This is a genomic window from Acinetobacter sp. 826659 (assembly GCF_000588515.1).
GTDB lineage: Bacteria > Pseudomonadota > Gammaproteobacteria > Pseudomonadales > Moraxellaceae > Acinetobacter > Acinetobacter pittii.
The window spans coordinates 105,178-119,574 of record NZ_JFYD01000001.1; the positions used below are offsets into that span (position 1 = coordinate 105,178).

Annotated in this window: 14 protein-coding genes; all 14 read right to left on the reverse strand. The window is 40.8% G+C overall.

Annotated elements, in window-relative coordinates; genetic code table 11:
- Positions 1–53: 53 nt before the first annotated feature.
- The gene (locus J663_RS00505; RefSeq protein ID WP_033847211.1) at positions 54–1,505 is read right to left on the reverse strand and encodes a right-handed parallel beta-helix repeat-containing protein; all 1,452 of its coding nucleotides are present in this window, start codon (positions 1,503–1,505) and stop codon (positions 54–56) included.
- A 19-nt stretch (positions 1,506–1,524) separates the two neighbouring features.
- Positions 1,525–2,352, reverse strand: a complete 828-nt coding sequence (gene aroD / locus J663_RS00510) for a type I 3-dehydroquinate dehydratase (RefSeq protein WP_081404589.1) — start codon at positions 2,350–2,352, stop codon at positions 1,525–1,527.
- A gap of 69 nt (positions 2,353–2,421) precedes the next feature.
- Positions 2,422–3,051 carry a protocatechuate 3,4-dioxygenase subunit alpha gene (gene pcaG, locus J663_RS00515; protein ID WP_002121089.1) on the reverse strand — a complete coding sequence of 210 codons (630 nt, stop codon included), beginning with the start codon at positions 3,049–3,051 and terminating at the stop codon, positions 2,422–2,424.
- A gap of 14 nt (positions 3,052–3,065) precedes the next feature.
- Positions 3,066–3,791 (reverse strand): protocatechuate 3,4-dioxygenase subunit beta, encoded by a 726-nt coding sequence (gene pcaH, locus J663_RS00520; protein WP_000077913.1) that lies wholly within the window; start codon positions 3,789–3,791, stop codon positions 3,066–3,068.
- A 10-nt stretch (positions 3,792–3,801) separates the two neighbouring features.
- Positions 3,802–4,215: a 4-carboxymuconolactone decarboxylase gene (gene pcaC, locus J663_RS00525; protein WP_000997505.1), complete on the reverse strand. Its 414-nt coding sequence runs from the start codon at positions 4,213–4,215 to the stop codon at positions 3,802–3,804.
- Positions 4,216–4,230: 15 nt separating this feature from the next.
- Positions 4,231–5,586, reverse strand: a complete 1,356-nt coding sequence (locus J663_RS00530) for an MFS transporter (protein WP_032006318.1) — start codon at positions 5,584–5,586, stop codon at positions 4,231–4,233.
- A gap of 42 nt (positions 5,587–5,628) precedes the next feature.
- Positions 5,629–6,414: a 3-oxoadipate enol-lactonase gene (gene pcaD, locus J663_RS00535; RefSeq protein WP_033847216.1), complete on the reverse strand. Its 786-nt coding sequence runs from the start codon at positions 6,412–6,414 to the stop codon at positions 5,629–5,631.
- Positions 6,411–7,766, reverse strand: a complete 1,356-nt coding sequence (locus J663_RS00540; protein ID WP_033847219.1) for a 3-carboxy-cis,cis-muconate cycloisomerase — start codon at positions 7,764–7,766, stop codon at positions 6,411–6,413. The genes pcaD and J663_RS00540 overlap by 4 nt, the downstream gene beginning before the upstream one ends.
- A 2-nt stretch (positions 7,767–7,768) precedes the next feature.
- Positions 7,769–8,980, reverse strand: a complete 1,212-nt coding sequence (gene pcaF / locus J663_RS00545; RefSeq protein WP_033847221.1) for a 3-oxoadipyl-CoA thiolase — start codon at positions 8,978–8,980, stop codon at positions 7,769–7,771.
- A 12-nt stretch (positions 8,981–8,992) separates the two neighbouring features.
- Entirely contained in the window at positions 8,993–9,646 is a 654-nt protein-coding gene (locus tag J663_RS00550; protein WP_005802097.1) for a 3-oxoacid CoA-transferase subunit B, read from the reverse strand.
- 18 nt (positions 9,647–9,664) lie between these two features.
- Complete coding sequence (locus tag J663_RS00555; protein WP_032053885.1) at positions 9,665–10,336, reverse strand: 3-oxoacid CoA-transferase subunit A; 672 nt, start codon at positions 10,334–10,336, stop codon at positions 9,665–9,667.
- A gap of 350 nt (positions 10,337–10,686) precedes the next feature.
- A complete protein-coding gene (ispD, locus tag J663_RS00560) occupies positions 10,687–11,403 on the reverse strand; it encodes a 2-C-methyl-D-erythritol 4-phosphate cytidylyltransferase (protein WP_033847227.1) in 717 nt (238 codons plus the stop codon).
- Entirely contained in the window at positions 11,369–11,758 is a 390-nt protein-coding gene (gene ftsB / locus J663_RS00565) for a cell division protein FtsB (RefSeq protein ID WP_005069056.1), read from the reverse strand. The genes ispD and ftsB overlap by 35 nt, the downstream gene beginning before the upstream one ends.
- 277 nt (positions 11,759–12,035) lie before the next feature.
- A complete protein-coding gene (locus J663_RS00570) occupies positions 12,036–14,228 on the reverse strand; it encodes a TonB-dependent siderophore receptor (RefSeq protein ID WP_033847229.1) in 2,193 nt (730 codons plus the stop codon).
- Positions 14,229–14,397: the final 169 nt, after the last annotated feature.

Here is a 14,397-nt window from a genome sequence, read left to right on the forward strand (position 1 = left end):
CCCTTTTGTCTTTTCTGAGATGCGCCCCTGTTTTGAGGCGCTTTATTTTTTTGTTATTTAACTTGCACAAACCCGAGCTCAGATGTAGCACCGAAGCGATCAGTTACATTTGCTGTAATTGAGGCAACTTTGACTGTTGGTTTCCAATTGGCTTTTGCTTTACCTTCGGTATCTGTAGCTACTGTTATTGTTCCTAAATATTGCTCAGCTTCTTTTGATGCTGCATTTTGGTTGCCAAAAAACTCAACTTGATAGCGTTGATTTGGTAAGCCATTAACTTCTACTGTAACTGAACCTTGATTCGCTGTTAACTTAGGAGCTTTAATACCCTGATTCGGCTGAGCATTACAGTCCTGTTGATTTGGCTGAGTACATGTTTTTTGTTGTTTAGATGGGTCGACAACCACCCCACCACCACGAGAACCTACAAATCCTGCATGCTCAAGTGCAGGTACTCCAAATACAATTGCCCCTAAACGCTGATCTGGTACACATGAACCACCTGCTTCACAACGTTTAACATCTTTACCATTGTCCCAAATCAGGTTTTTAGTCAATGTAATTCTTGCATTTGCATCTTTTTCAGAGCGAATGGCTACACCAATACGGTTACCATGTACTTTATTGCTATCAAGAATGTTGCCATCACCCGTCATATTGAAACCAATCGAGTTATTGGTCATTTCGTTGTAGGCGATATAGTTACGTTTGCCCCAGTTAATCTGTAAACCATCTGAATAGTTTTCGAATTTATTACCAACTACGGCATTGTCATTACCCCACAAAATTTCAATACCTTGTGATGGTTCTGGATTTGCTTTGGTTGAAACAAAATGGTTATTCGCAATTAAGTTAAAAGCAGCACCACGTGTCAGTTCTAAACCATCTCCATTGTCTTGGAAAATGTTATCTAAAACTTTGTTGTTATTAGTCGTGGTTGCGGTTGGGTTACCTTTACCATCATCACCAGTGAGCATGACACCAGCACCCCCGTAGTTGTTACTAATACGGTTGTGTTGAATCAGGTTATTACTCGAGCGGTTAATCAATACCCCAATACAGAAGCGATGAATGTCTAAACCTTTTAAAGTGATATTGTTGACGTCACGTAGTACCAATCCTGGTAAAGTCATCGTACGTACATTGGTACCGTACTGTTCAGGGTTTGCACCAGGACAAGCTTTTGCACCTTCGCCTTTAATATAGTTTGAACCATCAATTGCGATGTATTCACCAGTTTTATCCCACTGTGTACCAATGATTTTAACTGGAGCTTTAATTTCAGGAAGTGCGCTGTTTAATTTAATCGCATAAGGTGCTTTGCCTACTGCTTGAATCAAAATGTCGCTAGCTTCGCTTGGGTTTGCATTGGCTTGTTCAATGGCCCAGCGTAAAGAGCCTTTATTGCTATCGTCTTGATAACGGTCAACCACATAAGTTTGAGCCGCAGCTACTCCTGAAACCATCAAACCTAATGCAAGGGTAGTTAAACGTAATGTAGTCATTTCATCATATCCTTATGATTTATGGGTTGGTTGGTTGAACGGTTTGTAAAATCTGTTTGAGCTTGGTCACATCAATTTGACCCGGTGCAGAAGCCTGACCAATCATGCCAAAGCTATAACTTCCGCCCATATTGGCAGTCGCAACACGAGAAATCGTACCTAATTGCCCCATTGACATCGTCAATAAAGGTTTAGTGGTTTGCTGGCTTACTTTTAAAGTTGCGTTCATTAAAGTGAAAACGTCTTGTTTAGATTTAGGCATTACAGCAATTTTGAGAATATCTGCGCCCATTTGATCTTGTTTTAACAAGCGTTTTTCAATTTCATCTTGGCTTGGTGTTTTTTGGAAGTCATGATTAGACATGACAATCAGCACTTTCTTTTGATGTGCTTTTTGAACAATTTCTGAAACTACTTTTTGATCACGGAACATTTCAACATCTAACCAGTCCATGAACGGATTCTTTAAGTAAGCCTGATAAGTCTTACCATAATCCACATCACTAATTTCAAGCTGGCCACCTTCGTTTTTGGTACGAATTGTGGCGATCATTGGTTTATTACCTAGAATCTTTTTTAATTCATGCCCCAATGCAATCACTTGTTTCGTATCACTCGCAAAACTGAGTAAATCGATACGAAACTCTGCCAAATCAGCATCTGCTGTATTTGCAATGACCTGAGCTTGTGCCAAAGCTTGTTCTTTGGTTTTTGCGGTAATCGGAACAATCGTTTTAACGGCTGTAGCGGCAGGGTGTGTTTGAGCGGCTAAAGCAACAGGGTCAGCATTCACCTGTGCTGTAAAAAATGGGAGTGCAAGCAAACTTAAGCTTAATAATGTTTTCATGTTCATATGGTTCATCCTTAAAAAGGCTACACGCATCCTTGAATAATCAGGTGTAGCCTTAGGTGTTTCTTAAATATCAAAAAATACAGTTTCGTCATCACCTTGAATGCGAATATCAAAGCGGTAAACAACTTCACCATTTTCTTCAAAACGTTTTGCAATAAGTGTTTGGCGACGTGGTGCCCATTCAATGCTATTTAGAATCGGGTCATTGGCATTTGCCTCTGCTTCATCGTCAAAATAAACTCGTGTATGAAGACCTAAGTTAATACCGCGAGCGAAAATGACTAATGCAATATGAGGTGCTTGAGTTGAACCTTTACGGCCTGCTGTCGCGCCCGGCTTAATTGTATTAAAGCTCCAAACACCCGTTTCAAAGTCTGCACCTGTACGGCCCCAACCTTGAAATGCAGGATCAGCTTTTTGCTCACGCGTATCTGCCTGACTTGGATAAATACCATTCGCATCGGCTTGCCAAATTTCGATCAGCACATCGCGTAGCGGTAAACCTAATCCGTCAAACACTTGGCCTTCAAGACGAATACGCTCACCTTTGGTCTGATCTTGTACTAACTGGTTATTAAAGTTGTTTTCAAACACTTCAATATTTGCTTGTTGTGGCAATAAGCCAATGTGAACGTAAGGTCCACCTGTTTGAGATGGAGTTTCTTTTAGTTCCTGAAAATTCCAGTTATTCATGCTCGTGCTCCCGATTAAGTCAATTCGTTTTCGAAGTAAGTCGCTCGACGGCCACGTAAAGTGATGTCAAAACGGTAACAACGGCTATCAGCTTCGATAAAGTTGTTTTTATCTTCTAGTGCAATCAAGGCACGACGTTGATCTTCAGAAGGGATTGTTTTTAAGATCGGGCAAGTGTCAATGAGCGTATCGCCTTCAAAATAAAACTGCGAAATTAGGCGCTGAGCCCAACCATCAGCAATTAAAGAGAAATGAATATGTGCAGGACGCCATTCATTAATACGGTTACGCCATGGGTATGGACCCGGTTTAATGGTACGGAAAATATAAAAACCGTTTTCATCAGTTAAGGTACGACCACAACCACCAAAGTTAGGATCCATTGCACCAATAAACTTGTCGTTTGGATGACGGTAACGACCAGAAGCGTTGGCCTGCCATACTTCTAGAAGTGCATTTTTTACAGGACGACCAAATTGGTCACGAACATAGCCATGAACAATGACACGCTCACCAATTGGCAAACCATCTTTGGCATAGTTCAAAATCAAATCGTTATCTTTTGGGCCAAACAGATTTGAAGAAAAATGTGGTGCAGTAACTTCAGTTAAAGTCTCATTAATTGAGATCAATGCATTTTTTGGCGAACGTAATACACTTGTTTTATAACCTGGCGTATACGCTGGTGGATGATCATCTGTATTACGTTGGGCGTAAGCACCCCAGCTATGTTGTGACATCTTTATCTCCTTAATCCTGTTCTTTCGCTGCAATTGGGTTTACCTCTATCCCCAACTCTTTAAAGACTTCTTCAGCCATATGCATTGCAGCGTTTGCAGCAGGTAAACCTGCATAGAGTGAACTGTGTAAGATCAGCTCTTTTAAATCTTCTTTAGTTACACCATTGTTAAAGCAAGCACGTAAATGCATGCGTAGTTCGTCTTCACGACCAAGCGCTAATAAAATTGCGATAGTGACTAAACTACGTGTATGACGCGGTAAGCCCGGACGAGACCACACCTCACCCCATGCATAACGGCTAATAAAATTTTGAAAATCTTGGTTAAAGTCATTCAGATTTTGCAAAGACCGACCAACATGCTTTTCACCCAAAACTTCAGTCCGCACCTCAATGCCTTGTTTATAGCGTTGTTCATCATTCATTGTGATAGACCTCTATTAAGTTGCATCGGTATGCGCAACAATTGATTTAACAAATACAGCAACAGCCGCAGCAGTCGCTGGAATTAGTAATAAACTAAGAATGGCGGTAAACGACCAATCATTGCCGAGTAGTACAGCCCCAATCCAAGCACCAAATACCGCACCGAAGCGTCCAATACCAGTCATCCAAGACACGCCAGTTGCACGGCACTGCGTTGGATAAAAACGAGCGCTTAACGCAGGCATTGAAGATTGCGCACCGTTAATTGCGATACCCGCACAAAGCACCAATACTGCAAGTAATGTTGAGTTTCCTAAGCTTTGACCAACAGCAATCGCAAATAGACCTGCAGCAAAGTAGAAAATAGCAATCACTCGATTCGGGTTGAATTTGTCCATCGCCCAACCAATAAACAAGGCACTTACCACACCACCGAACTGGAACAATCCACCGATAAATGCAGCACGCTCCATTGAGGCACCTGTTTCACGCATAAGCGTTGGTAACCAGCTTGTAAGCAAGTAAACAACCACGAGCCCCATGAAATAGGTCAACCAAAGTAAAAGTGTTCCTTTCGCATATGGTTTAGAAAACATAATTCCAAAGACATTTTTCTTTTGAGCTGTCTCGGTTTTCTCTTCAGGTACGTGAAATGCAGTCGCATTTTGGATCTGAGCTGGCGCAATATGATTTAAGATTTTGCGTACTTTTTCAGGATTCTTACCTTTCACAATTAAAAAGCGGTAAGACTCAGGTAAAACTAAAATCACTAAAATCATTAAGATCAAAGGTGACCAGCCACCAAGTAAAAATAGACTGTGCCAACCATAAGTCGGGATCAGCCAACTACTGATAAAACCACCGGTTGCCATACCTAAGTTATAACCACAGAACATACAGGTCACGAGTAATGAACGAATACGTGTTGGGCAGTATTCAGAAAATAATGTGGTAGCATTTGGCATCGCTGCACCAAGCCCAATACCTGTCAAAAAGCGTAAAACGACAAGGCTATCTAAGTTAGTTGCATAAGCAGATGCCAAGGTGAAGCCACCAAATACAAGCATCGAAAAAGCCAGTACGATTTTGCGACCAAAACGGTCAGCTGTCGGACCAGAAACCAAAGCTCCAATAATCATTCCACCAAGTGCAGCACTCATCACTGGTCCTAACTGAGAGCGATCAACTCCCCAGTCTTGTGCCAAAGCTGGTGCAATAAAACCCATTGCAGCAGTATCAATACCATCAGTAAAAATAATTAAGAAACAGATGATTGCGATCATCCATTGATACTTACTGAGTGGAGCATCATTAATTAATGCTTGAGCATCGATACTTTTATTTGGTGCAGCGTAATCCTGAGACGCCATATTTGCCTCCTTAAGGCCAATTCCTTTTAAATCACTAAGCTATTAGATTTGCTGAATAAACCTAGTCAATTCCTGAGTAAATCTTTGCGGTTGCTCAATATTAGAAAGATGAGATGCTTCCAATTTAGCAATCTGACTATTGTTGATAGCGCGCTGCATAAACTCAGCATCTGCTACTGTAGTTACTGGATCTTCTGTTCCCGCAACCAGCAGTACCGGAATTTGGATTTGTGCAATTTCATCTCTTAAATCGGCATACGCTAAAGCACGACATGCATTTGCATAACCTTGTGCCGGTGTGTTTGCAAGACTTTGAATCGTCGTCTGCGCAACAACATTATGTTGATAGTCGAATTTTTCACTGAACCAGCGGGTATGCGTGGTTTTAACTAACTCAGCTAAACCACTCTGTTCCACAGAATCAGCACGACTCAACCAAGCCTCCGCCTGACCAATTTTGGCTGCCGAGTTCGCAACAGTTATAGTTAAAAAGCGCTCTGGATAATGAATACCCAACCAAAGCCCAGTAATTCCACCCATTGAAATGCCACAAAAATGAGCTTTTTCAATACTCAAGGCATTTAAAATATCAACTACATCTTCAGCTAAGTTTTGCAATGTGGTGTCACTAATTACATCACTTTCACCATGACCACGTGTGTCGTATGTAATGACATTAAAATGACTTTTTAATTCACTTACCTGTGACTGCCACATACCATGGTCTGTGCCTAATGAATTAGAGAACACAAGCACAGGAGCATCTTTTAAACCGTCAATATAAACAGCTAGCTGTTTTCCTTGGCGATTGCTAATAGTCTGATTCACTTTGACTCTCCTTGTGCTTCTTGCAAAACTGCATCAATCTGTTGCTGAATATTGCCTAAATAGTTTTCCGGTTTGAAAATATCCCGTATTTCTGCTTGGCTAAACTGTCCTTTCACTTCTTCTAGTTGGCTAACAACATTAAACAAATGCTGGTTTTGTGCTACCGCTGTTTTACATGCAGCTTCAACTAAATGATGAGCATTTAAACGTCCAATTTTAGGAGCAAGTGCCATCATTACAGCTTCTGCCATAATCAATCCATTCGTACATTCAAGATTCTGTTGCATATGCTGAGCATTAACTTCAAAACCTTGTAAGACTTCACCAGTACGACTTAATGCTCCAGCACAAAGCTGAAAGATTTCTGGAACTGCTAACCATTCTGCATGCCATGCACCTAAGCTACGCTCATGTTCCTGCACCATACTTTGATAGATGCTAGACATAAGTGCCGGTACACGATTCGCCGCGGCTAATACGGATGCCGCCGCAACTGGATTACGCTTATGAGGCATGGTTGATGAACCACCACGCCCCTTGGCGGTTGGCTCAAACAACTCTGCAATTTCAGTTTGCATCATGAGTGACCAATCCCGTGCCATCTTGCCCGTATTCCCAACAATCATGCCAAGCACACTTGCGATTTCTACAATACGGTCGCGCTCACCATGCCATGTACTTGTGGGTACAGTCAGATTCAGCTGCTGAGCAAATGCATTAACCACAAGTGAACCTTGATCTTGCAAAGAAGCTAATGAACCCACAGCACCACCTAACTGAGCAGTCAGTACACGTGACTTCATTGCTTGAATACGGTCTAAATCACGTTTAAATGCAGAAGCCCAACGAGCAAGTTTATGCCCCAAGGTAATTGGCAAAGCTTGCTGTAACCATGTACGCCCAATCATGACTTGATGGCGATATTGCTTGGCTTGCTGTAATGCAGTCGCATAGCATTGTTGAAGTTGAGCTTCCACAATGTTCAACGCATCACGACATTGCAAAATACAAGCTGTGTCTAAAATATCCTGACTGGTTGCACCCCAATGCACATAACGCGAAGCATCTTCATCAACATCTTTAACAATTGCTGTAAGCTGTTTTACAAATGGAATTGCGATATTTCCAGCTAAGCCAGTTGCGACAGCCAAAGCTGAAAAGTCAAACTTTTCTATTGTCTGCTCAGCTACTTGGGCAATTGTATTAGCCGCATTTTGAGGAATCACACCAACTTTTGCCTGTGCTTGAGCTAACGCAACTTCAACCTGAATCATATATGTGATTAAAGATGAGTCACTAAAGATGTCAGTGACGTCTTTTTGATAAAACAAGCTGGCATATAACTGGCTCATGATTAGACTCTCTCAATAATCAAAGCAATGCCTTGGCCCACACCAATACACATTGAACACAAGGCATAACGGCCACCTGTTTGCTCAAGCTGGTTTAAAGCTGTAGTGACTAAACGTGCCCCCGACGCACCAAGTGGATGGCCCAATGCAATGGCACCACCATTTGGATTTACCTTGTTGCTATCATCTGGCAAACCTAAATCACGGGTCACTGCCAAAGCTTGTGCAGCAAAAGCTTCATTGAGCTCAATCACATCCATCTGCTCTAAAGTCAGGTTGGCTTGTTTAAGTAATTTTTTAATCGCTGGTGCCGGAGCAAAGCCCATAATACGTGGTTCTACACCCACTGCTGTTGAAGCAATGATCTTTGCACGCGGTTTGAGGTTGTAAGCTTGAACTGCCTCATCAGAAGCAATTAGTAGAGCTGCTGCACCATCATTAATGCCTGAAGCATTACCCGCAGTGACAGTGCCATCTGGTTTAACCACAGGTTTAAGTTTGCTTAAACCTTCAAGTGTGGTCGATGCACGTGGATGTTCATCGGTATCAATCACAACAGCATCACCTTTACGCTGAGGGATTTCAACTGGCACGATTTCTTTAGAAAAAAAGCCTTTGGCTTGCGCGCTTGCGGTGCGTTGTTGGCTCACCAAGGCAAACTGGTCCTGATCTGCACGATTGACGTTAAACTGTTCAGCAACGTTTTCGGCAGTCTGGGGCATGGTATCTACACCATACAATTCTTTAAGTTTAGGGTTAATGAAACGCCATCCCATGGTAGTGTCTTCAATCTTCTGGCTACGGCCAAAAGCACTGTCTGACTTACCCATCACATAGGGTGCACGGCTCATGCTTTCTACACCACCGGCAATCACCAAATTCGCTTCACCTGCCTTGATGGCACGGGCAGCAATGGCAATGGCATCGAGTGAAGAACCGCACAAACGGTTAATAGTCATTGCTGGCACCTGATACGGTAAACCTGCAAGTAGTGCCGACATACGGCCGACATTACGGTTGTCTTCACCGGCTTGGTTGGCACAACCATAGATCACATCATCGACCTGTTCCCAATCTACACTTGGGTTACGCTGCATGAGCGCTTTAATCGGCACAGCACCAAGGTCATCGGCACGGACAGGTGCAAGGCCACCTGCGTAACGGCCGAAGGGAGTACGGATGGCATCGATGATATAAGCATTTTTTAATGTCATTTCCCTATTTCCTTACCCTTGAGTCGCATCAATCAGAGTTGCACCAGTCAAAGCCTGTAACTCATCAAAGCTAAGACCTTCAACTTTCTCAATTACCTTTAAACCATCTTTGGTCACGTCAATCACACACAGGTCGGTGTAAATTCGGTCAACACATTTTTTGCCTGTCACCGGATAGCTCAGCTCAGCCACAATCTTCGGTTCACCTTGTTTGGTCACATGGTCTGTAGTGATAAATACTTTCTTGGCACCCACAGCTAAATCCATCGCACCACCTACTGCAGGAATCGCATCCGGTGCTCCCGTGTGCCAGTTTGCCAAGTCACCATTCGCGGCAACCTGAAATGCACCAAGTACTGCAATATCAAGGTGACCACCACGCATCATCGCAAATGAGTCGCCATGGTGGAAAAAGCTGCCGCCTTCAAGCATGGTCACAAATTCTTTACCTGCATTAATCAGTTCAGGGTCTTCTTCACCTGCCGCTGGCGGTGGGCCAAAAGCCAACAGGCCATTTTCAGAATGAAGAAAAATATCTTTATCGTTAGGTAGGTAGCTTGCAATCTTGGTCGGTAGGCCAATACCCAAGTTCACATAGGCACCATCTGGAATATCTTGTGCCACACGTTGTGCAATCTGGTCACGGCTGAGTTTCTGGTAGCTCATGTTATTTCTCCTTATTGCTTACTGTGCGGGCGCTACTTGTACAACGTGCTGTACAAAGATACCCGGGGTGATGATGTGCTCAGGGTCTAATCCACCTAGCTCTACTACTTCAGAAACCTGAGCAATGGTGACATCCGCAGCCATCGCCATAATCGGGCCAAAGTTACGTGCAGATTTACGGTAAACCAGATTGCCCCAGCGATCGCCTTTGTAAGCTTTAATCAAGGCAAAGTCAGCCTTGATTGGATATTCGAGTACATAATCTTTACCATCAATTTGGCGAGTTTCTTTGCCTTCAGCTAAAAGTGTCCCAAAGCCTGTTGGGGTAAATACAGCGCCTAGACCCATACCAGCTGCCTGAATACGGCAAGCCAGATTACCTTGCGGGACCACTTCAAGCTCAACCTTTCCAGCACGGTACAACTCATCAAACACATAAGAGTCAGACTGACGTGGGAAAGAACAGATGACTTTTTTAACTGAACCAGCTTTAAGTAGTTTCGCCAGACCATAATCACCATTACCAGCGTTATTACTAACGATAGTTAAATCTTTAACACCGAGTTCAATAAGACCGTCAATGAGTTCAGCGGGTTGTCCTGCGGTACCGAAACCACCAATCAGAATGGTTGCACCATCTTTAATCTGCGATAGAACCTCGCTTAGTGAGGACTTACTTTTGTCAATCATTAGACAACTCCATTGTGCTCATTGAAGAAGAGATAGGTAAGAGAGTTAGGCACACTGAGGCGAGAAGAATAGATAAATATTTCACTCAATCCCGAGTGTTTCCCTTAGATTTCCCTTTTAAACATTTTTGATAATTTTCGTATTTTGATCTAGTAAGCTACATACAGTTTTGTTCGGTATAAATATATTTTGTTCGATGATCGAACATTATCTAAGTAAATTACTCAACTAATCTTATAGACTTGGGATGTAAAAAAACATTAATTCTTATAAATAGATATGTAGAAATGAAATATTTACTTAGGCTATTTTACAATTAAAACTACAAAATATTATTATGTATATCTATCTTAAGACTGTGATTGTAAAATTAAACGTGCAAGCTCTAAATCATCAGGATAAGTAATTTTAATATTATCAGAACGCCCCATTACAACCTGCACAGTTTCACCCATATATTCAAGTGCACTTGCCTCATCGGTAATAGCAATATTATTTTCTAAAGCGTATTCAATTGCTTTTTTGAGCTTCCCAATTTTAGCAATTTGAGGCGTTTGAGCCTGCCATAATGAATCCCGACTTACCGTTTTATTAATATGATTATTTGCCTCAACCTGTTTTAAAGTGTCACGAACAGGAATCGCTAAAATAGCACTATGATTTGATTCAATTGCTTGTTCAACAAGGGTATTTAAACAATCAAATGTTACACAAGGTCGTGCTGCATCATGTACAAGAACCCAATCATTTTCATTAGCAAAAGTTAAAAGATGATTTAAAGCATTTAATACCGAATGGACTCGTTCAGCCCCACCTATACAAAAATGCGCCTTATCTATATTTTGAAATGCGAGCGTCTGAGCAAAGGTATCTTGGGTACCAATTGCCAGAACATAACCATTTAATGGAAGTTGACTTATGCGCCGAACAGTATGTTCTAAAACAGTCGTATTCTGAATATATTGATACTGTTTCAATTCAGTTTTAGAAAATCGACTTCCTGAACCTGCAGCTGGAATAACTGCCCATAATTTAGTCTGGGATATCTGGGGATGCAGGTGTCTCATTCGTTTCCAAATCAACTTTAGCGTTCGGGTCAATATAAATAGGCTTGTAATGGGTACTAATTGTACTCATTTGAACAAATGTCTCATGTGGTTTAACTAAACCTAGATCAAGGCGAGCATGTTCTTCTATTGCTTCTGTACCATTTTTCAGGTCAAAAACCTCTGCTGCCAAAATACGGTTTCGTTCTTTAAGCTCTTCATTTACTTCAGCTTGTTGCTGAATTTGTTGCATGAGAGCTTGATGAGGGAGATAACCACCCTCACCTAACCAAAATTGATATTGCAGTATGGCTACCAAAACAATAACCAGTAGTAATATCAGTTTGCTTGAAGTGGATCGAAATACTTCTAACATATCATTAAGATTTTTAATTAAAAACTTTCGTTAAGAGATTGTATTGTATAGTAATTAAGAAGTAGCATGCGAAATTCCTGCAAAAATTTAAGCAAAATTATTAATGGGCATATTACTTTAATTGACCATTGTGACATGTTTCATTTTGTCAAAAATGAATGGAATTTGAAAGGGAAATAATATTTATAAGTACAACTGCTTATAAATCAATCTACGCACAAAAAAGCCCTCTTTTGAGGGCTTTTATAAATCGGTTACTTATGTGAGTATGTCTATATCAAAAATTATAACGAACACTCAGCGTTGCATTTCGTGGTGTTCCCCAGTTCATTGAGTTTTCACCAATACCTTCATAATATTTCTCATCAAAAATATTATCGATGTTAAATTGAAGTTTAATATTTTTATCTACTTGATAGCCAAGCATCGCACTTGCTAAAACATAAGCATCTTGCTCAATGCGAGAGCTTCCACTACCCGTATAGTATTTACTCTTATAATTTAAGCCAAGTCCTGCACTCCACTGATTAACTTTGTACTTAACAAATAAATTTGAAGTTGTTCGAGAGTTTGTCGTATTAACCTTCGTACCCTTTGCATCTTTTGCTTCAAAATTAGCAATACCGAAATTAATACCCCAATTGTCATTAATCTCGCCATCAGCTTCAAACTCAAAACCTTTACTTTCAACCCCATCTACAGCGCGATAGGCCTGCTCGGTAGTTTGTGTACCATTGCGAATAATGAACGTGTCAGGTATCAATTCAGCAAAATTAGACTGTTCTATTCGAAATACTGACAATGCTGTATTTAAACGCCCTCCAAACCACTCACTTTTTAAGCCAGCCTCATAACTCGTACCTTTAATCGGGTCAATATATTGATCATTTACATCTTTACGATCTTGAGGTTTGAAAATTTCTGTATAACTCGCATAGACAGAATGATCTTGGGCAAAATCATAAATAGCGCCAATATATGGTGCTAATTCATTGTTAAATTCACGGTTACCTTTATCATTTTCAGACTTGTATTCCCAGTTAGATAAACGTGCACCAGCAATAATTTTCAAAGGATCAAGAATTTGAAATTTACCCGCAATATATGCAGCAGTTTGTGTGGTTTCATTGAGTGCATTTTTGCCGTTTAAAACAACAGGCTGAAGCAACTCTTGAGCTATATCATTATAGTTAAGCGGACCACCTAAATATTTTTCAATGTCTTGGTTCTTGTTAGATCCACCAAAAATATCTTTGGTCTTTTCATTCTTATTCCAAGATCCGCCAATAATGATTTCTTGTGGACGATTAAAAAGCGTAAATGGGGCATTAATAAAAACATCAATATTGTTTTCTTCGCTAGCAGCTTTTGCGCCGTATACAGAAACATAATCAGTTTTATTCTCCGAATTATCATTTGGATTTTCTAATGGACTGGTGTTGGTTGCCTTATCTACTTTTCCAGCTGTATATAACAACATAGAGTCTGTATCTTCTTTGCGGAAGGTATAAGCAACATTTAAATTAACATCACCAAACAAATTCTGTTTTAAGTTTGCAAACACTGCCGTTGTATTCACATCCCAATATGTCCAAGGCGCACTTACTGTTAAGCTTCTAGAAAAATTGGTACGAGTCCCATCAGTATAAAAAGCAGGTGTACCACCCCAGCGGATACCATCACGATGTAACTCTTGATATGTAGCTCCAAGCGACATACTTGTTTTATCGCTCAGATCATAATCAAGGGCACCATAAAATACATTCCGTTCTTTCTCATAAAAATCCATAAATGAATTTTCATCAGAATGCTTCACAAACATACGTCCACGCAATGAACCATCAGCATTAAGCGGTGCAGAAATATCTGCCGAACTACTCCAAGAATTCCATGAGCCTAATGATGTACTGACATTACCACTAAGTTCCTTTGAATTTGCATGTTTACGAATCATGTTCAGCGCCATCGCTGGATTTCCCGCACCTGTGGTTAGGCCATTTGCACCTTTCACTACCTCGACGCGATCATAAATATCTAAATCAAGGTCCCCTGTACCTAAATTAATCGTGCTCGGTATTCCATCTATTAAGTAATAATCTACCTCAAAACCACGCGCATAAACTTTCTGACGCTCATCAGTACGTGACGTCGAAACACCCGTAATATTGTTCATTAGATCTTGAAAAGAATCGATTTTCCGATTATCTAAATATTCACGGGTTAAAACCTTCACCGACTGTGGTGTTTCACGAAGAGATAAATTTAATTTTGTAGAAGTATTTGTGCTTTTTGCTGTATAGCTGCCCGAACCTTCGGTAACAGCGGAATCTTCTTCTGCTTGCACTTTTATCGTTTCTAAAGTGGCTGTTCCATTTGTCTCATCTGCATAAACAATTGAAGGAGCAATTAAAGCCATAGCAAGTGCTAACGGATGTGATGTAAACGCTTTTCTAAAGGGCGGAGTGTACATAAGAAAATTCCATAATAACCAATGTGCTGTGCGAGATTCCTTAGTCTTTTGCTACTTTGGTCCTTGTTACACAGCAGCAAAAGTCGGCACAAAAATTAACATGAATGATAATTGTTATCAACAATATATTAATAATTACTCCTATTTGTTTAAATTAAATTATCAATGG

Excerpts from the sequence above, each read along its gene's own strand:
- J663_RS00505 (WP_033847211.1), bottom strand. The coding sequence starts at position 1,505 with ATGACTACATTACGTTTAACTACCCTTGCATTAGGTTTGATGGTTTCA.
- aroD (WP_081404589.1), bottom strand. The coding sequence starts at position 2,352 with ATGAAAACATTATTAAGCTTAAGTTTGCTTGCACTCCCATTTTTTACA.
- pcaG (WP_002121089.1), bottom strand. The coding sequence starts at position 3,051 with ATGAATAACTGGAATTTTCAGGAACTAAAAGAAACTCCATCTCAAACA.
- pcaH (WP_000077913.1), bottom strand. The coding sequence starts at position 3,791 with ATGTCACAACATAGCTGGGGTGCTTACGCCCAACGTAATACAGATGAT.
- pcaC (WP_000997505.1), bottom strand. The coding sequence starts at position 4,215 with ATGAATGATGAACAACGCTATAAACAAGGCATTGAGGTGCGGACTGAA.
- J663_RS00530 (WP_032006318.1), bottom strand. The coding sequence starts at position 5,586 with ATGGCGTCTCAGGATTACGCTGCACCAAATAAAAGTATCGATGCTCAA.
- J663_RS00540 (WP_033847219.1), bottom strand. The coding sequence starts at position 7,766 with ATGAGCCAGTTATATGCCAGCTTGTTTTATCAAAAAGACGTCACTGAC.
- pcaF (WP_033847221.1), bottom strand. The coding sequence starts at position 8,980 with ATGACATTAAAAAATGCTTATATCATCGATGCCATCCGTACTCCCTTC.
- J663_RS00550 (WP_005802097.1), bottom strand. The coding sequence starts at position 9,646 with ATGAGCTACCAGAAACTCAGCCGTGACCAGATTGCACAACGTGTGGCA.
- J663_RS00555 (WP_032053885.1), bottom strand. The coding sequence starts at position 10,336 with ATGATTGACAAAAGTAAGTCCTCACTAAGCGAGGTTCTATCGCAGATT.
- ispD (WP_033847227.1), bottom strand. The coding sequence starts at position 11,403 with ATGAGACACCTGCATCCCCAGATATCCCAGACTAAATTATGGGCAGTT.
- ftsB (WP_005069056.1), bottom strand. The coding sequence starts at position 11,758 with ATGTTAGAAGTATTTCGATCCACTTCAAGCAAACTGATATTACTACTG.
- J663_RS00570 (WP_033847229.1), bottom strand. The coding sequence starts at position 14,228 with ATGTACACTCCGCCCTTTAGAAAAGCGTTTACATCACATCCGTTAGCA.